The organism is Halomonas sp. LS-001 (assembly GCF_052983955.1).
In genome coordinates this window covers 638,932-658,962 of the sequence record NZ_CM129816.1, presented here as the reverse complement: position 1 = coordinate 658,962, position 20,031 = coordinate 638,932, and the positions used below count along the sequence as shown (strand labels likewise).

Genomic DNA, 20,031 nt, shown 5'->3' with positions numbered 1-20,031 from the left:
AAAAATCAGCCAACACGCTGAAAATCCAGTGCTTTATGAGGCTGCATGACGTTCAGGTCATAGCCGTCCAGTAACCAGTTGAGTTCTTGTCCGCTAAGTGTCACGGACTCTCCTTCCAGGTGCGTTGGCCACTTGAATCGCTCACGCTCCAGGCGCTTATACCAGACCACAAAGCCATTACGCTCCCAGAACAGGAGTTTAATTTTGTCTCGCTGGCGATTACCAAAGACAAACAGCGCCTTATCAAACGGGTTCAGTTCCATTGCCTCCTGAACCAGCAACGCCAGGCCATCCATCTGCTTGCGCATATCGACGGGCTCGCGGCAAAGGTATACGGTCAGGTCAGTACTGGGGCGGATCATGGCGTCACTGCCACTTGCACAAACCGGGCAGGACGATGACGAGGTGGCACCGGCAAACCGCGTACGTTCAAGCGTTTTTCCCAGAGCAACAGATCGGCTAAGGTGAGTCCCTGTTGTGTCGCGTACTCGCTGAGGGGAGTCTCCCGAACAGAGGCGTGATAAAGATGCCCGAGCCAAAACGCCTGCATGGCATTGAGTTCTTGGACCATGAGGATCTCCTGGATAAAGAAAGCCTCAGTGTGATCAGCAAAACTCAGGTTGAGAAGATGTGGTTAGTGGCGCGCTTACGAATATTCAGGGGCCTTGAATACCTCTAGTATAAAAAACCCGAAAGTTGGATTAAGTCTCCAACTTTCGGGTGCAGTTCAACTTATAAATGAGGCTTTACGGCTAACAGAAATCTCAGATAAGCCAGTCACTCCATGCATCAGGATAGAAATCCTCATCCAGATTATTCGCAAAATCTTCTGGAAGAGCATTCAGGGATGGCGTATTCCAGGCGGAAAGGTCCTGATTAAACGTGCCCGCGTCCAAGAACATTCGGTTCATGTCGACAACACTTGAGGTATCCCAGCCACCAATATCCTGATCAAAGACCGGTGCTTCATTGAACATGCTCGTCATATCCGTGACATTCGAGGTATTCCAGCTTCCGATATCCTGATTGAACATCTCAGCCAAAGAGAACATAAATCGCATGTTTTCCACGCTGGACGTATCCCAGTTACCAATATCCTGATTGAAGACCGTGTTAGAGAAAAACATGGCGCTCATATCAACCACACTGGAGGTATCCCAGCCGCCAATATCCTGATTAAAGGATTCCGATCTGGAGAACATGGATCGCATGTTTTCGACATTCGGCGTATCCCAATCCCCAATATACTGGTTAAAGGCAGTCGTTCTTATAAACATGGCCTCCATATCAATCACACTGGAGGTGTCCCAGCCGCCAATATCCTGATCAAAGGCATCGTTGGCAGAGAACATATAGTCCATCGCAGTTACATTGGACGTATCCCAGTCGCTGATATCCTGGTTAAAACTGTCGGCATTCCAGAACATGCTGCCCATATCGGTCACATTCGAAGTATTCCAACCGCCAATCGCCTGATCAAAGGCACTGGCATCCCGGAACATGGCGTCCATACTGACAACATTGGACGTATCCCAGTAGCCAATGTCGCCGTTGAAATCGCTTGCTGTAAACAGTGACGACATATCCGTTATTTGCGACGTGTTTATATTATTTTCCGAGTCTGCAAACGTATAGACAACGCCTTCACTTTCGATGGCATAGCTTCCGTCTTCGACCGCTTCACGTATCTGCTGCTCGGTAACCACCAAAAAATCATCTGATAACGGCTCATAAGTCGGCTGGGCTGCTGCATTTGTGGCATTTCCGGCACTGTCGGTCGCGGTCAGACGAACCGCCGGAAGCGGTGCATTGGCCAAAACGGCATCGACGCCGATTTGCGTGAGCACCACATCTTCACCCTCAAAGCTATAATAACCATTGTCATTGGAACCGGGGGTAAAGCCCACGTTGCCATCGGTAGCTGTCAGGGTACCATCTTCAGCGTCATCGGCAGCAAAGGTTGCCACTGTTACACCTGGCACAACCTCACTTTCGGCAAGGTCGGTGACGGCGGTTACCTGAAGGCTCGGTGGGGTATCATCAGAACCTGCACCAAAATCAAACACCGGCGTACCACTGACACTCAATGAAAGCCCTTCACTGTCAGTTGCCGTCAGCTCAATTGGGGGTAATGGTTCACTGGCCGAAAGAGCATTCAGACCGACCTGCGTTAGTACCACATTCATTCCAGAAAACGCGTAATAACCATCATTATTGGTACCAGCAGTAAAATCGACCTGCCCATTTGCTACTGAAAGCGCACCTTCCTCAGCATCATTGGCGGTAAAGCTCGCCACAACCGTTCCGACGTCAGCGTCACCGACTGATATATCGACAAGCGCTGTGATATCCAGCACCGGAGCCGTATTTTCGGGTTCGGGCACAAACTCAATCAGAGAATCACCTTCCACTACATAGCTTGTCGTACCCAGGAATTCGCCGTTAACCGTCAAGCCTTGTACTTGAACGCTGAAGTCATCAGCATTTTCTTCGCTCACAGTAAAGTCAAATTCAAGCGTGCCATTTTCAGCACCATTGGCGGCGGATATCGAGTAACTGGCTGTGGTTTGCCCCCCCAGAGTGCTGCTAGATGACGATAGTGACAAGGCACCGCCACCCTGCAATGAAACGTCTTCCAGCGTAGCCACCGAGGAGAACACCAGCTCAAAATTGATGCTATTGCTATCTGATATCCACCCTTCACCTAATGGCAGTTCCAGGCGCAGTTGGTATGGCTCTGGCTCTGGCTCTGGCTCTGGCTCTGGCTCTGGTTCTGGTTCTGGCTCTGGTTCTGGCTCTGGTTCTGGCTCTGGCTCTGGCTCTGGTTCTGGCTCTGGTTCTGGTTCTGGTTCTGGCTCTGGTTCTGGCTCTGGCTCTGGCTCTGGCTCTGGTTCTGGTTCTGGTTCTGGTTCTGGCTCTGGTTCTGGCTCTGGTTCTGGCTCTGGTTCTGGCTCTGGCTCTGGCTCTGGCTCTGGCTCTGGCTCTGGCTCTGGTTCTGGTTCTGGTTCTGGCTCTGGTTCTGGCTCTGGATTCAACCAGACATCCCAGGCATCTGGATAGAATTCTTCATTTAAGTTATTGGCAAAATTTAGTGGCAGTTCATCAATTGAACCGGTATTCCATACAGATAGATCCTGGCTAAAAGAATCAGCATCAGCAAACATACTATCCATAAGTGTGACATTGGAAGTATCCCAGCCACTTATATCCTGATTAAAGGAATTGGCTCGAGTGAACATCCCACTCATATTCGTAACGTTTAAGGTATCCCAGCCGCTTATGTCTTGGTCAAAGGCATAAGCTTCGTAGAACATGGCAGTCATATCTACAACGTTGGACGTATCCCAGTCACCTATACTCTGATTAAACACATCGGCATTTCGGAACATCCACCACATATTCGTGACGCTAGAGGTATCCCAGCCACCAATATCCTGATTAAAAGCATCTGCATCTCGGAACATGCTACGCATATCCGTAACGCTAGAGGTATCCCAGCCACCAACATCCTGATTAAAGACATTCGCGTTTTGGAACATGCTACGCATATCCGTAACGCTAGAGGTATCCCAGCCACCAACATCCTGGTTAAAGACATTCGCGTTTTGGAACATGCTACGCATGTCCGTAACGTTAGAGGTATCCCAGCTGCCAATATCCTGATTAAAGGCATCCGCATCGCGGAAAATACTCTGCATATCCGTAACATTCGAGGTATCCCAACTGCCGATATCCTGATTAAAGGAATCAGCACCGGTAAACATGGCACCCATACTCGTAACGTTTGAGGTATCCCAGCCACCAATGTCCTGATCAAAAGAAACAGCACCTCTGAACATCGTGGCCATATCTGTGACGCTTGACGTATCCCAGTAACTTATATCTTCGTTAAAAGAATTATCGCCATAAGTAAAGCCGTTAAACAAATCTGACATATCCGTCACTTGCGACGTGTCTATATTGTATTCTGAATTTCCAAAAGTATAGGTTATACCTTCATCTTCAATGGCGTAGCTACCATCGGCCACTGCATCACGCAACTGCTGCTCCGTCACCATCAGATAAGTATTCGATATTGTTTGATACGTCGGCGTGCCGGTAGCATTAGACGAATGTCCGTCACTATCTGTTGCCGTCAGTTCGACAGTGGGCAGTGACTCACTGGCCATAACGGCATCAACACCCGCCTGTGTCAGCACCACATCTTCACCGTCAAAGGCGTAATAGCCAGCATCATTGGTGCCAGAAGTAAAGTCGACCCGCCCATCCGCCACTGTCAATGATCCATCTTCAGCATCGCTTGCGGTAAAGCGTGCCACCACCGTGCCAACCTCAGCCTCACTGACTGTAATACCAGTGACGGCAGTCACATTAAGAGTTGGAGAAGTGTTTTCGGGTTCGGGTTCGGGTTCGGGTTCGGGTTCGGGTTCGGGTTCGGGTTCGGGTTCGGGTTCGGGTTCGGGTTCGGGTTCGGGTTCGGGTTCGGGTTCGGGTTCGGGTTCGGGTTCGGGTTCGGGTTCGGGTTCGGGTTCGGGTTCGGGTTCGGGTTCGGGTTCGGGTTCGGGTTCGGGTTCGGGTTCGGGTTCGGGTTCGTTTAAGGTTTGAATAGTGCTTTCCAGTGCATCCCTGTCATCTGCGGATGCAGACTGCGAAAGTATAAAGGCCAGAGAAGACAACGTTAATGCACCACTGTTCAACTGCTCGGCCCAGTAAGCAGCACCCTCCGCCTCAGGGTCACGGTTAAACAGATTGTTATAAAGCGCTGCAATCTGCGCATCAGTATCAATACTGCCATACTGTTCAATATATTCATCCGAATTACCAAAGGCATCAATAATACTACCCAGCTCTCCCTCTGCGGATTGCATGGCATCCAACCAGAATGCTCTACCTTCTTCGTCCGCTGCTCGCCCGTAATAACCGGCATACAGGGTATCAATCAGCTCGCCATAAGTTTGATCAAATGCACCTTCAAGGCGCTGAGTAGCGCTAGCCTGATCCTCACCCTCAGCTGCATCCGCAATAAAGCGTGCTACCTGCACGATACTCGCCCCTTCTTCCACCTGAGCTGCCCAGTAAGCCCTTCCCTCAGGGTCAGCATTGCGGCCAAACAAATTTTGATAAAGACTATCAATTTGTTGCTGAATGCTCTGAGTGGCATCAAATTCAGGAGATTGTGTAAAGGCTTGGCTAACTGCTTCGAAACCATTGACCTCAACCTGTTCAGCCCAATAAAGCAATCCTTCCCAGTCAGCGGGACGGTTATAGACAGTAAGATAAAGCGTTTGGATATCGGTATACGTAGACATAAAAACCCTGTTGTTTTTATTATAGCGAGGATAAAAAACGCTACATGGAAAGCTCACCACCTTCTAATTAATAAAGACAAATGTAAGATTTTGCAAATTAGATAAATAACATGACCTAAAGAACGATGACGCCTGCAGCCATTAACCAACCTATTTATTTTTAATTAAAATAACTCAAAATCATTGATAAATTAATGACTTACAATAAAAAACCGCCCGAAGGCGGCTATATGATCAATAGGCTAAAAACAACCTGTAAGTAATAGCTTACAAAAATAAGCCATTAAAATTACATGGATTGCGCGTTTCTCCCATATCACTCACCATCTGTTACCGCGCCGGTGCTCGCAGAACTGACGAGTTTGGCATATTTGGCCAGCACGCCCTTGGCGTAGCGGGGTGCTGGCTGCTGCCAGGCAGCTCGGCGGCGCATCATTTCTTCATCACTGATATCCACATCAATGGTGTCAGCTTCTGCATCAATGGTAATGGCATCACCGTCTTCCACCAACGCCAGCGGGCCTCCTTCAAAGGCTTCCGGTGACACATGCCCCACCACGAACCCGTGGCTGCCGCCGGAAAAACGGCCGTCGGTAATCAGCGCGACATCGTTACCCAGGCCACGGCCCATAATTGCTGAAGTAGGCGTCAGCATTTCACGCATACCGGGGCCGCCTTTCGGGCCTTCATAACGGATCACGACGACATCACCCGCTACCACGGTGCCATCGTTGATTCGTGCTTGTGCTTCTTCTTCCGAGCCAAACACCCGCGCCGAGCCGCTAAAGCGTGTGCCTTCCTTGCCGGTAATCTTGGCCACGGCACCTTCCGGCGCCAGGTTACCAAACAGGATGCGCAGGTGGCTTTCGGCCTTAAGCGGGTTGCCCAGCGGTGCGATAATCTGTTGATCCATCGGGTAAGGCTCAACGTCAGCGAGGTTTTCCGCCAGCGTCTTGCCCGTCACCGTCAGGCATTCGCCGTTGAGCAGACCAGCATCGAGCAGAATTTTCATCAGCGGCTGAATGCCACCGATCGCCACCAGCTCACTCATCATGTAGTGACCGCTGGGGCGCAGGTCAGCCAGTACCGGCACACGCTTACCGATTTCGGTAAAGTCGGCCAGGGTCAGGTCGACGCCAATGGTGCGCGCCATGCCAATCAGGTGGAGCACTGCGTTAGTGGAACCACCGAGAGCGATGACGATAGTAATCGCATTTTCGAAGGCAGCGCGGGTCATGATATCGGAGGGTTTGATATCCTTGGCCAACAATTCCAGCACCGCTTCACCGGCGGCTTTACAGTCGTCGCGCTTATCCTGGGAAATGGCATTCTGCGCAGAGCTGCCCGGCAGGCTCATGCCCAGCGCTTCAATCGCAGAGGCCATGGTGTTGGCGGTGTACATACCGCCGCAGGAGCCCGGGCCTGGAATTGCGGTTTCTTCAATATTTTTCAGTTCGATCAGGTCGATATCGCCACGCGAATGCGCCCCCATGGCCTCGAACACCGAGACAATATCGGTATGCCCCTTGCCAGGCATGATGGTGCCGCCGTAAACAAACACGCTGGGGCGGTTCAGTCGCGCCAGGCCCATCACGCAGCCCGGCATGTTTTTATCGCAGCCGCCGATGGCCACAAGGCCATCAAAGCCTTCACAGCCCGCCACGGTTTCGATGGAATCCGCGATAACTTCGCGCGACACCAACGAGTACTTCATGCCCTCGGTGCCATTGGCAATACCATCAGAAATGGTGATGGTATTGAAAATCACGCCCTTACCGCCTGCCGCATCGGCACCGTCACGGGCGAATTCCGCCAGCTCACCGATATGGCTATTACATGGCGTCACCATGCTCCATGTGGAGGCAACGCCTACCTGGGGCTTGGTGAAATCATCATCATTAAACCCCACCGCCCGTAACATGGCGCGGCTGGCCGCTTTGCCGGGGCCATCTACCACCTGGGCAGAATGGCGGCGGGAATGATTTGTCGACTCGGTCATGGGGGTATTCCTCTTTACTTGACTAACTTAGCTTGGATCACGGTATCCGCATAGCTTGGGGGTGGTGAGACATTGACGCAAGAAGATATCATAATGGTCAGGTGCGTCTCGCGCATTCTCCCAGAGGCATCAGGACATCACCGCGAGATCGCACCGGCATTATTCCCCTTGCCATTGGTTATTTATCTTTTGTCTGCGAATGCTGCCAAAACCCTCTATGCGCCTCTTTTTTCGCCTGAGCACGAGTGATGCCGATATCTTCCAGCAGCCGATCATCAAGCGACAGTAACTGGCGGCAGCTGTGACGACGCTGAAGATAGTGGCACAACTGGCAGAGAGGCGGGGGTAGAGTAAACGCCGCCGCTGGCAGCGCTTCTCTACGCAGGAGAACACCCTCTGATAAGAAGGGGCTATAAACTGAAGGTACTGCCACGTACCAGCGTCAGACGGCCATGATCAATAATAGGACCGGTCGGTTGGCCGTCAGGTGCGCCGCCTTCAGGCTCGACACTAACGGCCAGGTCTGCATTGAATAGCTGCGCACGCAACGCGTCACTGGGTTGCAGACGCTGGCTACCCTGTGCGGGGAGCAGGCCGAGCGAAACAGGCGTGCCATTGTCGATCAGCCACAGCTCGCCGGTCTGGTTCTGGCCAACCTGAGAAGGCTGAACCGCCTGAACAATCAGCTCACCTTGCTCGGTTGCGCTAATAATCCAGCCGGGGGTGCGTGATTCATCCTGAACCACAAACACCGCCTCTCCCTGAGGAAGAGTACTCAATTCAGCTTGCTGCCAAAGCGCCCCAAGCACGATGGCTATCGCCCCAAAGCTGGCAGCCACGGCCTGCCATGCCCCCAAACGCTGCCACCATGGCAAAGGCAAGGAACCGGTCGCTTGGGCAATCCGCCGCCAGACCTCTTTAGGGGGCGTTTTGGGGTCCAGTCGTTCATTGAACAGTTGCAGGTGCTCTCGCCAGCTATCCACGTCATTCTGCAGATCATGGCTAACCGCCAGCAAGGCTTCAAAGCGCGCTTTCTGATCGCGATTCAGCACCCCCAGCACATATTCACCCGCCGCGAGATGGCGTTCTTCTGGGTTAGTTAAGTCCCACTGGTCAGACATGCCTTCAACCTCTCAAGTCCTCGACGAATCCAGCTTTTCACGCTGCCCAGTGGCTGAGCAAGAGTGTGGGCAAGTTCACTGTGTGTAAGCCCCTGAAAATAAGCCATTTCCATTAACTGTCGCTGTTGACTGCTCAGTGTGTCCAAGCAATCGTTCAGCTTGCCATTCTGCTGGGTATTGATGCTGTCGTCTTCAGGATCGTCGGTGCTTAACAGAGCGTCCAGCAGCGGTTCGTCTGTTGTCGCATCTTGTGGTTTCTGGCGCCGCAGCCAGTCAATGCCGATATTGCGCGTGAGCCTTGAAAGCCAGGTCATCGGCTTTGCGCGTGTGGCGTCATACTGGTCAGCGACATACCAGACCCTGATGAACACCTGCTGCAGGCAATCCTGTGCGGCACCCTCGTCTCTTACTATACGCAGCAACTGCGCATATAGATGCGCGCAAGAGGCATGATACAGACGTTCCAATGCGTGATGCTCCCCATTAGCACAACCGGCGAGCTGATCGATCAGATACTGTTGGCGCTGTGTGGTATCTAGCATTCAGGCATCTCTACGGTAGGTCGAGGTGTCAGTTTTCGCGAATGCCGCGTTGAAGGCAACCGTAGCGCGGCTCGGTTTGTAAAAACGGTTCATAAAAACAGTTTGTAAAAAACAGCTCGTAAAAACGGTTGTGAAAAAAGATTTGAAAAAAGGGTTTGAAAATTTGCATCCAGTCGGTCGGTACGCACGTAAGTATCAATGAGCCTCGATTAATGAGGTCATAATGACAATCCAGGAGATACTCCAATGAAAAAACTACTTACTGCCAGCCTGTGTGCGACCGCCCTATGGACCGGTATTGCTGTTGCCGATCATGGCCCAACCACAGTGGGCGGCGCCAGCATGCTGCCTGAGCGCAATATCATTGAAAATGCCGTTAACTCTGGCGATCATACAACGCTAGTGGCAGCGGTTCAGGCGGCTGGGCTAGTCGACGTTCTGCAGGGTGAAGGCCCCTTTACTGTCTTCGCACCGACGGATGATGCTTTTGCGGCACTGCCAGCAGGCACCGTTGAGACCCTTTTACAGCCTGAAAACCTGGAACAGCTACAAACGATCCTGACCTACCACGTCGTACCCGGCAACCTGAACAGGGATGCACTGTGGGAAGAGGTCATGGAAAAAGAAGGCACCGTCGCGTTCAAGACCGTACAGGGCGAGCACCTGACCGTGACGCGCAATGGCAACAACCTGATGGTCATGGACGCCCAAGGTAATGGCGCCAATATCACAGTCGTTGATGTCGCACAGGAAAACGGCGTCATCCACGTCGTGGACCGCGTACTGATGCCCTGATCCCTAACGCCGATTTTTAAGCGTTGTCAGGTATTAACCCACCGCCTCATTGCAGGCGGTGGGGACGTTTAAAGACCCGCCGCGCCTGTTCAACCCGTTCGCGCGAAAGACAGGTCAGCGAGTGATCATTAACCAGCCCCATGGCCTGCATAAAAGCAAACACCGTTGTCGGCCCGACGAATTTCCAGCCGCGCCTTTTCAATTCTTTGGCAAGCGCTACCGATTCAGGTGACGTTGTCTGGGTTTCCGGCTCAGCCAAATTGCTAGCGTCTGGTTCATAGCTCCACAGAAACGCCGCCAGTGATCCTTCCTGCTCAATCATTGCCAGCGCCCGCTGGGCATTATTAATGACCGCTTCGATTTTGCCACGATGACGAATAATACCGGCATCCTGCAGCAGACGTTGCACGTCCTCTTCACTAAACCGGGCGACCTGATGAAAATCAAAGTGATGAAAGGCGGCACGAAAATTCTCGCGCTTATTAAGAATGGTGCGCCAACTCAAGCCTGACTGAAAACTCTCCAGGCAAAGCTTTTCAAAAAGCCGCTGATCCTCCGCCACCGGAAAGCCCCACTCATTATCATGGTAGGGTAGAAATTCCGGCGCGCCGCCGCACCACTGGCAGCGCGGATGCCCATCGGGGGCAATAAAGTCAGGCATGGAAACACCTCCGTTTATGTGGCATTACTGTACTCCAATGCCAATTCGTTTAAAGCATTGCAACACAACCCAACGACCAGGAGGCTCATCCATGCCCACCATCCGCCCCGCAACCCTTAACGACCTTGATGCGTTAACCCAGCTATTAGACGGCTATCGTCAGTTTTATAAGCAGCCGAGTGATGTTGATGCGGCGCGTGATTTTCTGCGCCAGCGATTCGGGCAGGCAGATTCACGCATTCTGGTGAGTGAGAATGAGGAAGGCACACTGACCGGCTTTGTGCAGCTTTTTCCGGGCTTATCGACCGTGGGCTTGAATACCCGCTGGACACTAAACGATCTTTTCGTCCTGCCGGATTGTCGTGATAAAGGCACAGGCAGAGCACTAATGGAAGCAGCCAGCCAGCTTGCCCGCGAACATGGCGTAGCGCGGCTGATGCTGATGACGCAGGTAGAAAACGAGCGCGCCCAGCACCTTTATGAATCCCTGGGCTGGCAGCGCAACACCGCTTTTTACGGTTATTTGCTGGATATTAAATAACTTAGAGCATTTGAGGGAGCTTTAGCTTGAGATGGTTAAGGCGCTGTTGCTTGGCTATAAACCAGTGCGTCTGCGCCGCCATCGCCCGATAAATCGGCCTTCTACCGTAAAACGCCGCCACAATATTTGTAGGGTGGCTTCGCGAAGCAAGCCACCAGATGCTGATTCTAAAGATCGAACCACGGCGTCAGAATCATCTTTCGACATTTTCCGCTTACTGTTTTCCACTAACGATTTTCCACTAACGGCTTTCTACTAACAGGCCGCGTATCAGGGTTTCTCCGATGCTGCTGCATTCATCTGCCAGAGAGTATTGCTGCGGGTCTTTAAGCCAGTCAAAGCAGATACCGATCATAAAGCTGTGGAACTGTCGGCGGGCACTGGCGGGCGTCAGGTCCGTACGCAGGTGCCCGGCTTGCCGCGCCTTTTCAAACAGTTTTTCCACCTGTTCTTCGGCATGTTCCGAAAGCTGCGTGATCATACAGATGCGCGGGTGATCATCTTCCAGCTTTTCGCAGCGGTGCAGCACAATCGTGGCGGCACGTTGCAAAGGAAGATTATGGCAGATGGCCCCCAGCGCATTATTGGCAATATCACGGAGACACTGACTGGGCGTATCCCCCAGGCGCTGCACGCTGTCATCGACAATTTCATCAAGCGGGATACGCACACGTTCCAGCAGCGCATCGAATACCGCTGTCTTATCTTCAAAGTGCCAGTAAATCGCCCCACGGGTCACACCCGCGGCAGCGGCGATATGAGCCAACGTGGTGCGCGACACCCCTTGAGCAAGAAACTGGATTTCTGCAGCATCGAGGATAGCCTCGCGGGTACGTTCAGCCTCAGCTTTGCGGCGCGACATAGTAACTCCTGACAGGAAAATACGCTGAATCAGCAAATGATGAATGCGGCTTGTAAATAGTATCTGTAAATAGTGCTTATAAAATAACGCATGGCGGATGTGGCCAATTCACCGATAGCGTATTAGTATACATCAATACTGACATTCATGAATGTCAGTGAAAGAATTGAAAGAGACGTTATATATCAAACCGTTTATATCAGACTTTTCGTATCCACTTTCATGTCCGTGTGTTGATCCATGCCGCCAAGGAGTTTGCCGTGCGCAACCCTGTGATTCGATTACTTCCAGCGCTGCTGGCCTTGTTGCTGGTATCGGGTAATACCTATGCCGAAAATCACAATGAACCGCCTCCTCGGCCGGTGAAACTGATGACGCTGGAAGCCTCTGCCGCTGGGCTGCAACGCCAGTTTCCGGCACGGGTTGCCGCGACGACTCGCAGCAACCTGTCGTTTCGCATGCCGGGAGAACTCCTGGAACTCAACGTCAGCCCAGGTGAGCGGGTAACACAGGGCACCCTCATTGCGCGGATCGACGATCGTAATGTCCGTAGCGAGCTGGACAGTGCCCGTTCACGCCTGGAACTGGCACGGGCAACCCATGAACGCATGCGCTATACCCTGGAACGCGGCGCAATCAGCCAGGCACGCTTTGATGAATCAGAGGCTGAACTTCGCGCTTCGCGGGCCACGTTTGAGCAGGCTGAAGAACAGCTGGAAAACACCCGGCTGCGCGCGCCTTACGATGGAGTGATTGCCCAGGTGCCGGTGGATAACCGCCAGATTGTACAGGTAAAAGAAGTTGTTGCTGTCATCCAACAGCCGGGGCAACTTGATGTCGTCTTCCATCTTCCCCAGCAGATTGTGCAGCAGATACCGCGTAGTGACGGCGAGTCATCGTTTGAAAAAGACATCATCTTTGAGGTGCGCTTTGGCAACAGTGAAACGTCCTACCAGGCAGAGCTTGCCTCTTACACCACGCAGGCCAGCGCCCAAAGCCTGGCTTATGAGGTCACACTGCGGCTGCCGCAACCTGACAACATCACCCTTCTTGATGGTATGAGCGCCACCGTCCAGCTTGATCTGGGTCAGCTATTCCCCGCCTCTGAAAACCCTGTCTGGCATTTACCAACCGAAGCTATCAGCTACCCTGGTGACAACCCGGAACAGGCCGTGGTGTGGCGTTTTCAAGCTCCGGACCGCCTGGAAGCCGTGCCGATTGAAGTCGGGCGCTTAACCTCCAAAGGGCTGGAAATAATCGGTGCACTCGCCGCAGGTGACCGCCTTGTCGCCGCGGGTGCCCATCGCATCAGCCCCGATATGCGCGTTATGCCATGGAAAAAGGAACAGGGGCTCTAGGATGGTTGATTATTTCTTGCGTCACCGAGCCGCCAGCTATCTGATGACCATGGTGCTGCTGATAGGCGGTGCCTTCGCGTTCACTGGCATGGGGCAGCTGGAATTTCCCGAGTTCACCATCCGCAATGCCATGGTGGTCACGCAATACCCCGGCGCGACGCCCGAAGAGGTAGAGCAGGAAGTGACCTCAACGCTGGAAGAAGCCATTCAGGGCATGCCCGCGATCAAGCGCATCAGCTCGATCAGTTCTGACGGGTTATCGCAGATCGTCATCGAGCTGCAAAGCACGGTGCAAAACGAAGAGCTTCAGCAGCTATGGGATTCATTACGCCGCAAAGTCGGCGATGCCCAGGCTGGCTTGCCACCCGGCGCCAGCCAGTCGCGGGTTAATGACGATTTTGGCGATGTGTTCGGCCTAATGGTCAACCTGACCGGTGACGGTTACGGCATGGCTGATTTAAAAGGTCATGCCGAGTTTCTAAAGCGTGAGCTCGCCCTGGTTGATGGGGTGGAAAAGGTATCGCTGGCTGGCGTGAGAGCCGAGCGTATTTTCATTGAAGTCGACCGCGAGCAACTGCGCGCCCTGAACATCCCGCTGGCCTCTCTTCAGCAACTGCTGGCAACGCAGAATGCCGTCGTGGATTCAGGGCACCTGAAGCAGGATGGCCAGCGTTTTCGAATCACCCCGTCAGGCAGTTCCGCCAATATCGAAGACCTGCGTGCGCTGATCATCAGTGAAGGCAATGGCGAGCTGGTTCGGCTGAGCGATATTGCCGATATTTCCCGAGGTTTGACCGAGCAGCCACAGCTTCTTTACCGCGATATGGGACGGCCCGCCATTTCCCTGGGCATCTCATTTGAAAGCGGCGTTAACGTGGTCGAGGTCGGCGCGCGCCTGAAACAGCGCCTGGAGGCACTGGAAGCACGCACACCGCTGGGTATGGAACTCAACATCGTTTACGACCAGCCAACCGTGGTGGATGAGGCCGTCTCCGGGTTTCTGGTCAGCCTGATCCAGGCGGTCGCCATCGTGATTGTGGTGCTGATGCTGTTTATGGGTTGGCGCAGCGGCCTGTTGATGGGGTTTATTCTGCTGATCACCATTATCGGCACCTTCATGCTGATGCGTATTCACGGCTTGCAGCTGGAAAAAATCTCACTGGGCGCACTGATTATTGCCCTGGGCATGCTGGTCGATAACGCCATTGTGGTCACGGAAGGCATGCTGGTTGGGCTCAAGCGCGGCCAGAGTATTCGTGACTCGGCACACCAGGTAATTCGGCAGAACGCCTGGCCATTGCTGGCCGCCACCCTGATTGCTGTAGCCGCCTTCGCCCCGATTGGCCTGTCACCGGACACCACCGGTGAATTTATCGGCTCGCTGTTTTACGTCCTGCTTTATTCCCTGCTGCTGAGCTGGCTGACGGCGCTGACGCTAACGCCCTTCTACTTCAAGCTGCTGTTTCGCAACGTCTCCCCCAGCCGCACAGACGAAGATCCTTACCAGGGGATTGTGTACCGCACCTTTAGCCGCGTGATTATCGCGGGGATTCGCCTGCGCTGGCTGACCCTGGCGCTGGTAATCGCCATTCTGGCAGTCGCGGTTGTCGGCTTTGGCTCGGTCAAGAATGCGTTTTTCCCGGCCTCCAATACGCCTATCTTCTTTGTTGATTACCGCACGCCGGAAGGTACCGACATTCTGGAAACCGAGAGGCGGGTGGCGCAGCTCGAAGAGGCGGTCATGGAGATGGAAGGCATCCGCCATCTCACCACCGTCATCGGCGGCGGGGCCCAGCGCTTCACCCTGACCTATGCACCGGAAGAACGCTACGCCAGCTACTCACAGCTGATTATCGAAACTAACGATAAAGCAACCCAGCAGGCACGTATGGCGGACGTGGAAGCCGTACTAAAACGCGATCACAGTGATATCGATTACAAGATTGCCCCGCTGGAAGTCGGCCCGGCTCCCAAAGCCAAGCTGGAAGCGCGGCTTTACGGCAGTGACCCGGTCGTGCTGCGCCAGCTCGGCGATCAAGTGGCGGCGCTGTTCAATGATACGCCCAACATGGTCAGTGTGCGCACCAACTGGCGTAACCGCGTTCAGGCAATCGTACCGATATTTGCGGAAGATACCGCGAGACGTCTCGGCGTCACCCGCGACAACCTCGCGGCCACCCTGGCGCTAAGTACCAGTGGCAGCCAGGTGGGTATCTATCGCGACGGTAGCGACCTGATTCCGATTGTCGCCAGAACGATACCCGCGCAACGCAACGATATCGACAACATCGGCTCGCTGAACGTATGGAGCGCTGAACAAGGGCGCTACATCACTGCCGATCAGGTCATACGCGATGTCACCACCCAGGTGGCCGACCCGCTGATCATGCGCCGCGACCGTGAACGCATGCTGGCCGTGTATGGCGAGCCGGACCCGCTCAGCGGCGTCACGGCGGCCAGCGTGCTGGCCCAGGTTCGGCCCCAGGTCGAAGCGCTCGATCTGCCGCCTGGCTACCGGCTTGAGTGGGGCGGTGAATTCGAAACCGCCGGTGAAGCGCAAAGCGGCCTGTTCTCCTCGCTGCCGCTTGGGCTGGTGATGATGTTTATCATCACGGTCGTGCTGTTCAACAACTTCCGCCAGCCACTGGCCATCTGGTTTCTGGTGCCACTGACCATTGTCGGGGTGGTTGCCGCCCTGCTGATCACCGGCCTGCCCTTCTCGTTCATGGCGCTGCTCGGCACGCTGAGCCTGATCGGTATGGTGATCAAGAATGCCATTGTGCTGGTGGAAGAAATCAATGTGCAGCTACCCCAGTACAAGGACCGCTACCATGCCGTGGTGCGGGCGGCCGTCAGCCGTGTCCGGCCGGTTTCCATGGCCGCGCTGACCACCATGCTGGGTCTACTGCCGCTGATCAGCGATGCCTTCTTTGCCAGCATGGCCGTCGCCCTGATCGGCGGGCTCGGTGTCGCCACGCTACTCACCCTGATCGTACTGCCGGTCATCTACTGCGTGCTCTACCGGATCAAGATTCACGCCGATACCTAGCCACGCAGCATACGCTTTAACGCCGCCGTCGCCTTAACAGGCCACGGCGGCGTTTTTTTATGGATGTTTCTTATCCGAATCTTTATGGCACCATAGCGCTATATCTTTCCGTGAAGGAACACCGCCACATGCCTGCCAGTTCCCAGCTCTCGTCAACAATGCCTTCATCAACCGCGCTCTCAACAACGCAGCTGACGCCCGGTTTTATGGTGGTGCACGCCAATCGCCTGGAGGATTTGCGCGAGCTGGCGGTGGAATGGATGCGCCTGCACCCCTTGGGGCCGCTGGAAAACGAGACCATTCTGGTGCAGAGCAACGGGATCGGGCAGTGGCTGAAACTCGCGTTGGCGGAAGACCCGGAAAACGGCGGTGCAGGCATTGCCGCCGCGCTGGATGTCATGCTGCCTGCGCGCTTTCTCTGGCAGGCCTACCGCACGGTACTAACGCATATTGACCAAGACGGCGACGCCGTACCGGAAACCTCGCCCTTTGATAAATCGCGCCTGGTTTGGCGGCTGCTACGCCTGCTGCCCACCCTGGCCGGGCAGGATATCTTCGCCCCGCTGGCACAGTTTCTGGAAGTCGACCGCGACCAGCGCAAGCACTATCAGCTGGCTGAACGGCTGGCGGATCTGTTCGACCAGTATCAGGTCTACCGCGCTGACTGGCTGGACGCCTGGGCCAACGGCGACGACGTACTGATTACCGCCAAAGGCGAAGCCCGCCCGCTGGAAGCACACCAGCGCTGGCAGCCTGCACTTTGGCGCATTCTGCGTGAAGACGTTGCTGCCACCCAGGGCGATGCAGGCCTCAACAGCAGCCGCGCCCAGGTTCATCAGCGCTTTTTACACGCGGCTGAGCAGCTCGAAGGCCAGGCCTGCCCGCCGGGCCTGCCCCGGCGGCTGATTATTTTCGGTATCTCATCGCTGCCCCAACAAACCCTGGAAGCCCTGGCGGCGCTCTCGCGCTGCTGCCAGATCGTGCTGTGCGTGCATAACCCCTGCCAGTTCTTCTGGGCGGATATCATCGAGCATAAAGACCTACTGCGCGCCAGCCGCTACCGCCAGCGGCGCAAAACCGGCATGCCGGAAGCGCTGGATGTACTCGGCACCGGCGACGCCGATGACGCCCTGCACCTGCACGCCCAGCCGCTGCTGGCCGCCTGGGGCAAGCAGGGCCGCGATTACCTGCGCCTGCTGGATGAGCATGACGACACCGGCGGTTACCAGACGCTATTCGAGCAGCAGGCGCTGCGCATTGATATGTTCGAGCCGTTTAGCGGCCCTGAACGCCACTGCCTGCTCAGCCAGCTGCAGGATGACATTCGCGAGCTGCGCCCGGTCGCGGAAACCCAGGATCACTGGCCAGCGGTGTCTGCCGATGATGATTCCATCGTCTTTCATATCGCCCACGGCCCCCAGCGGGAAGTCGAGATTCTCCACGACCAGCTGCTGGCGGCGTTCAGCGCCGACCCCAACCTGCGCCCCCGGGATATCATCGTCATGGTGCCGGATATTGACCGCTACGCACCGCATATCGAAGCCGTGTTTGGCCAGCTCGCCAGCGACGATCCGCGCCATATTCCCTACACGCTTTCCGACCAGGCCAGCCGCCACCGCCTGCCGCTGATGATTGCCCTGGAAAAGCTGCTGCGCCTGCCGGAGCTGCGTCTTTCGGTCAGCGACCTGCTGGACCTGCTCGACGTGCCCGCCCTGCGCCAGCGCTTCGGGCTTGCCGAGCGCGACCTGCCGGTGCTGGAACGCTGGATGGAAGGCGCGGGCATCCGCTGGGGCCTGAATGCTAAGCAGCGCCAGCGCCTGGAGCTGCCCGGCGGGCTCAGCCAGAACACCTGGGCCTTTGGCCTGCGCCGACTGCTGCTGGGCTACAGCGTGGGCGATGGCGAGGCCTGGCAGGGCATCGAGCCATTTGATGACATCGGCGGGCTGGAAGCGGGCCTTGCCGGGCCGCTGGCCACCCTGCTGGAAAAACTCGAAGCCACCTGGGAAGTTTTCTGCCAACCCACCGATGCCGCCAGTTGGGTAGCACGCCTGCGAGCGCTGCTGGAAACCTTCTTCCTGACCGAAGATGCTCAGGAAAGCATCATGCTCACCAAGCTCGAAAACGGCCTGCAACAGATACTCGAAAGCAGCCGTGAAGCCGAACTGAGTGCCCCCCTGCCGCTTTCCCTGGTACGCGAACATTGGCTCGCGCAGATTGACGAACACAGCCTTTCCCAGCGCTTTCTGGCCGGTGCGGTCAATTTCGCCACCCTGATGCCGATGCGCGCCATTCCGTTCAAGCGCGTATGCCTGCTGGGCATGAACGACGGCGAATACCCGCGCTCCCAGCCGCCGCTGGATTTCGACCTGATGGGCAGCGATTACCGCCCCGGCGACCGCTCGCGCCGGGAAGACGACCGCTACCTGTTTCTGGAAGCGCTGCTCTCCGCCCGCGACCAGCTGTATATCAGCTGGATGGGCAACAGCCAGATCGATAACTCGCCGCTACCGCCCTCCGTGCTGGTCGGCCAGCTGCGTGACCACTTGGCGGCAGGCTGGCATATCGAGAATGCCACGCCGCTGCTTGAGGCGCTAACCACCGAGCACCCGCTGCAGCCGTTTAGCCGTCAGTATTTCCAGAGTGTCAGCGACACCAGTCGGCTATTCACATATGCCCACGAATGGCGCGACGTTCACGAACCGCGTACTTCACGGGAAGCCCAAACCGCACTTCCTGCGTCGGAAAACGCCCCAACCAGTCTCACCCTTGGCCAGCTGGGCAGCTTTCTGCGAGAACCCGCGCGCACCTTCTTCAACACCCGGCTAGGGGTCTATTTCGAACAAGAAGCGATTGCCGAACTGGACGAAGAACCCTTCGCGCTGGATGGCCTGCAAAACTGGCAGCTGCAAAACCGCCTGATTGCCGCGCAGCGCCACGCCGTCGATAACGGCCAGCCACGCATGAACGCCCTGCACGATGCGCTTGAACGCTTTCAGGGCCAAGGCGTATTAGCGATGGGCGCCTTTGGTGAGCGCATGCGTAACGACCTGGCCGAGCCCATGGAAGCCCTGTTCACTGCCTACGAAGACGCACTGGCCGCCTGGCCCCACGCCCAGGATGCCCCCAGCGCCGTTCACCTCGAACATAACGGCATCACACTGGAAGACTGGCTAAATGAACTCCGCCAGGATGACGACGGCCACCGCTGCCGCCTGCTGTTGCTCAGCAGCAGCCTGATCAAGAAGGGCAAGTACCAGTGGCATCACCTGCTGCGCCACTGGGTCGCCCACCTGGCGGGCAACCTCAGCGGCCCGATGACCACACAACTACTTTCCAAGGCGGGCAATGTCACTCTGGAGCCACTGGATGCCGATACCGCCCGCACGCACCTGGAAACCCAGCTAAACCTCTGGCAGCAAGGCCTCCTGACCCCGCTACCGCTGGCAGCACAGGCCGCCTTTGCCTGGCTGACCAAGCTCGGCACACCGGAAATCGCCCTGGAAAAAGGCCGCGAAAGCGACGCCTACGCCGCCGCCGAAAAGGTCTATGAAGACGGCTACCGCTACACCGGCGAAGCCTCCCAAAGCGCCTACCTAAGCCACCAATGGCCGCGCTTTGAACGGCTGTTTTTCGACCGCACCGAGGCACTTCATGACGGCCAGCCACACACCTTCGCCACCCTGACAGACGCCCTCTACGCCCCGCTGTTCAAGGCGGTAAAAAAGCCGGATGGTAAAAAGCAATGACGCACCAACAGGCCCTAAGCGGTGAGCCTTGCTTAACCGGCCACCACT

14 protein-coding genes are annotated in these 20,031 nt (G+C 55.5%); 5 read left to right on the top strand and 9 right to left on the bottom strand.

What is annotated here, in order from left to right; translation table 11 throughout:
- Nucleotides 1–5: 5 nt before the first annotated feature.
- The 7 genes from tnpB to ACU6TU_RS02830 all read right to left on the bottom strand — a co-directional run bounded on the left by tnpB (nt 6) and on the right by ACU6TU_RS02830 (nt 8,971).
- Nucleotides 6–362 (bottom strand): IS66 family insertion sequence element accessory protein TnpB, encoded by a 357-nt coding sequence (gene tnpB, locus ACU6TU_RS02860; protein ID WP_447143085.1) that lies wholly within the window; start codon nt 360–362, stop codon nt 6–8.
- Nucleotides 359–571 carry a hypothetical protein gene (locus tag ACU6TU_RS02855; RefSeq protein ID WP_447143084.1) on the bottom strand — a complete coding sequence of 71 codons (213 nt, stop codon included), beginning with the start codon at nt 569–571 and terminating at the stop codon, nt 359–361. Before ACU6TU_RS02855 ends, tnpB begins: the two co-directional genes overlap by 4 nt.
- Nucleotides 572–764: 193 nt before the next feature.
- A complete protein-coding gene (locus tag ACU6TU_RS02850; protein WP_447143083.1) occupies nt 765–5,309 on the bottom strand; it encodes a BspA family leucine-rich repeat surface protein in 4,545 nt (1,514 codons plus the stop codon).
- 316 nt (nt 5,310–5,625) lie between these two features.
- A complete protein-coding gene (gene ilvD, locus ACU6TU_RS02845) occupies nt 5,626–7,308 on the bottom strand; it encodes a dihydroxy-acid dehydratase (protein WP_447143082.1) in 1,683 nt (560 codons plus the stop codon).
- A gap of 178 nt (nt 7,309–7,486) precedes the next feature.
- Nucleotides 7,487–7,741 carry a DUF1127 domain-containing protein gene (locus ACU6TU_RS02840; protein WP_447143081.1) on the bottom strand — a complete coding sequence of 85 codons (255 nt, stop codon included), beginning with the start codon at nt 7,739–7,741 and terminating at the stop codon, nt 7,487–7,489.
- Nucleotides 7,719–8,429 (bottom strand): anti-sigma factor, encoded by a 711-nt coding sequence (locus ACU6TU_RS02835; RefSeq protein ID WP_447143080.1) that lies wholly within the window; start codon nt 8,427–8,429, stop codon nt 7,719–7,721. Before ACU6TU_RS02835 ends, ACU6TU_RS02840 begins: the two co-directional genes overlap by 23 nt.
- Nucleotides 8,408–8,971 carry an RNA polymerase sigma factor gene (locus tag ACU6TU_RS02830; protein ID WP_447143079.1) on the bottom strand — a complete coding sequence of 188 codons (564 nt, stop codon included), beginning with the start codon at nt 8,969–8,971 and terminating at the stop codon, nt 8,408–8,410. The genes ACU6TU_RS02835 and ACU6TU_RS02830 overlap by 22 nt, the downstream gene beginning before the upstream one ends.
- A 246-nt stretch (nt 8,972–9,217) precedes the next feature.
- Here ACU6TU_RS02830 and ACU6TU_RS02825 point away from each other — a divergent pair, with 246 nt between their 5' ends.
- A complete protein-coding gene (locus ACU6TU_RS02825) occupies nt 9,218–9,766 on the top strand; it encodes a fasciclin domain-containing protein (RefSeq protein ID WP_447143078.1) in 549 nt (182 codons plus the stop codon).
- 46 nt (nt 9,767–9,812) lie between these two features.
- On the opposite strand, the gene ACU6TU_RS02820 is transcribed toward ACU6TU_RS02825, so the two are convergent.
- Nucleotides 9,813–10,427 (bottom strand): DNA-3-methyladenine glycosylase I, encoded by a 615-nt coding sequence (locus ACU6TU_RS02820; RefSeq protein WP_447143077.1) that lies wholly within the window; start codon nt 10,425–10,427, stop codon nt 9,813–9,815.
- A gap of 91 nt (nt 10,428–10,518) precedes the next feature.
- Here ACU6TU_RS02820 and ACU6TU_RS02815 point away from each other — a divergent pair, with 91 nt between their 5' ends.
- Nucleotides 10,519–10,968 carry an N-acetyltransferase family protein gene (locus ACU6TU_RS02815; protein WP_447143076.1) on the top strand — a complete coding sequence of 150 codons (450 nt, stop codon included), beginning with the start codon at nt 10,519–10,521 and terminating at the stop codon, nt 10,966–10,968.
- 241 nt (nt 10,969–11,209) lie between these two features.
- Here the strand turns inward: ACU6TU_RS02815 and ACU6TU_RS02810 are convergent, their stop codons facing one another.
- A complete protein-coding gene (locus ACU6TU_RS02810) occupies nt 11,210–11,830 on the bottom strand; it encodes a TetR family transcriptional regulator (RefSeq protein ID WP_447143075.1) in 621 nt (206 codons plus the stop codon).
- A gap of 260 nt (nt 11,831–12,090) precedes the next feature.
- Between ACU6TU_RS02810 and ACU6TU_RS02805 the strand changes: the two genes are divergently transcribed.
- The 3 genes from ACU6TU_RS02805 (at nt 12,091) to recC (ending at nt 19,983) form a co-directional block, all read left to right on the top strand.
- Nucleotides 12,091–13,188, top strand: coding sequence for an efflux RND transporter periplasmic adaptor subunit (locus ACU6TU_RS02805; protein ID WP_447143074.1), 1,098 nt, complete (start codon nt 12,091–12,093; stop codon nt 13,186–13,188).
- 1 nt (nt 13,189) lies between these two features.
- Nucleotides 13,190–16,237: an efflux RND transporter permease subunit gene (locus tag ACU6TU_RS02800; RefSeq protein WP_447143073.1), complete on the top strand. Its 3,048-nt coding sequence runs from the start codon at nt 13,190–13,192 to the stop codon at nt 16,235–16,237.
- Nucleotides 16,238–16,365: 128 nt separating this feature from the next.
- A complete protein-coding gene (gene recC / locus ACU6TU_RS02795) occupies nt 16,366–19,983 on the top strand; it encodes an exodeoxyribonuclease V subunit gamma (protein ID WP_447143072.1) in 3,618 nt (1,205 codons plus the stop codon).
- Nucleotides 19,984–20,031 lie beyond the last annotated feature (48 nt).

What these genes read in the sequence shown, in the direction of transcription:
- tnpB (WP_447143085.1), bottom strand. Translation starts at nt 362, where the DNA reads ATGATCCGCCCCAGTACTGACCTGACCGTATACCTTTGCCGCGAGCCC.
- ACU6TU_RS02855 (WP_447143084.1), bottom strand. Translation starts at nt 571, where the DNA reads ATGGTCCAAGAACTCAATGCCATGCAGGCGTTTTGGCTCGGGCATCTT.
- ACU6TU_RS02850 (WP_447143083.1), bottom strand. Translation starts at nt 5,309, where the DNA reads ATGTCTACGTATACCGATATCCAAACGCTTTATCTTACTGTCTATAAC.
- ilvD (WP_447143082.1), bottom strand. Translation starts at nt 7,308, where the DNA reads ATGACCGAGTCGACAAATCATTCCCGCCGCCATTCTGCCCAGGTGGTA.
- ACU6TU_RS02835 (WP_447143080.1), bottom strand. Translation starts at nt 8,429, where the DNA reads ATGTCTGACCAGTGGGACTTAACTAACCCAGAAGAACGCCATCTCGCG.
- ACU6TU_RS02830 (WP_447143079.1), bottom strand. Translation starts at nt 8,971, where the DNA reads ATGCTAGATACCACACAGCGCCAACAGTATCTGATCGATCAGCTCGCC.
- ACU6TU_RS02825 (WP_447143078.1), top strand. Translation starts at nt 9,218, where the DNA reads ATGAAAAAACTACTTACTGCCAGCCTGTGTGCGACCGCCCTATGGACC.
- ACU6TU_RS02820 (WP_447143077.1), bottom strand. Translation starts at nt 10,427, where the DNA reads ATGCCTGACTTTATTGCCCCCGATGGGCATCCGCGCTGCCAGTGGTGC.
- ACU6TU_RS02815 (WP_447143076.1), top strand. Translation starts at nt 10,519, where the DNA reads ATGCCCACCATCCGCCCCGCAACCCTTAACGACCTTGATGCGTTAACC.
- ACU6TU_RS02810 (WP_447143075.1), bottom strand. Translation starts at nt 11,830, where the DNA reads ATGTCGCGCCGCAAAGCTGAGGCTGAACGTACCCGCGAGGCTATCCTC.
- ACU6TU_RS02800 (WP_447143073.1), top strand. Translation starts at nt 13,190, where the DNA reads ATGGTTGATTATTTCTTGCGTCACCGAGCCGCCAGCTATCTGATGACC.
- recC (WP_447143072.1), top strand. Translation starts at nt 16,366, where the DNA reads ATGCCTGCCAGTTCCCAGCTCTCGTCAACAATGCCTTCATCAACCGCG.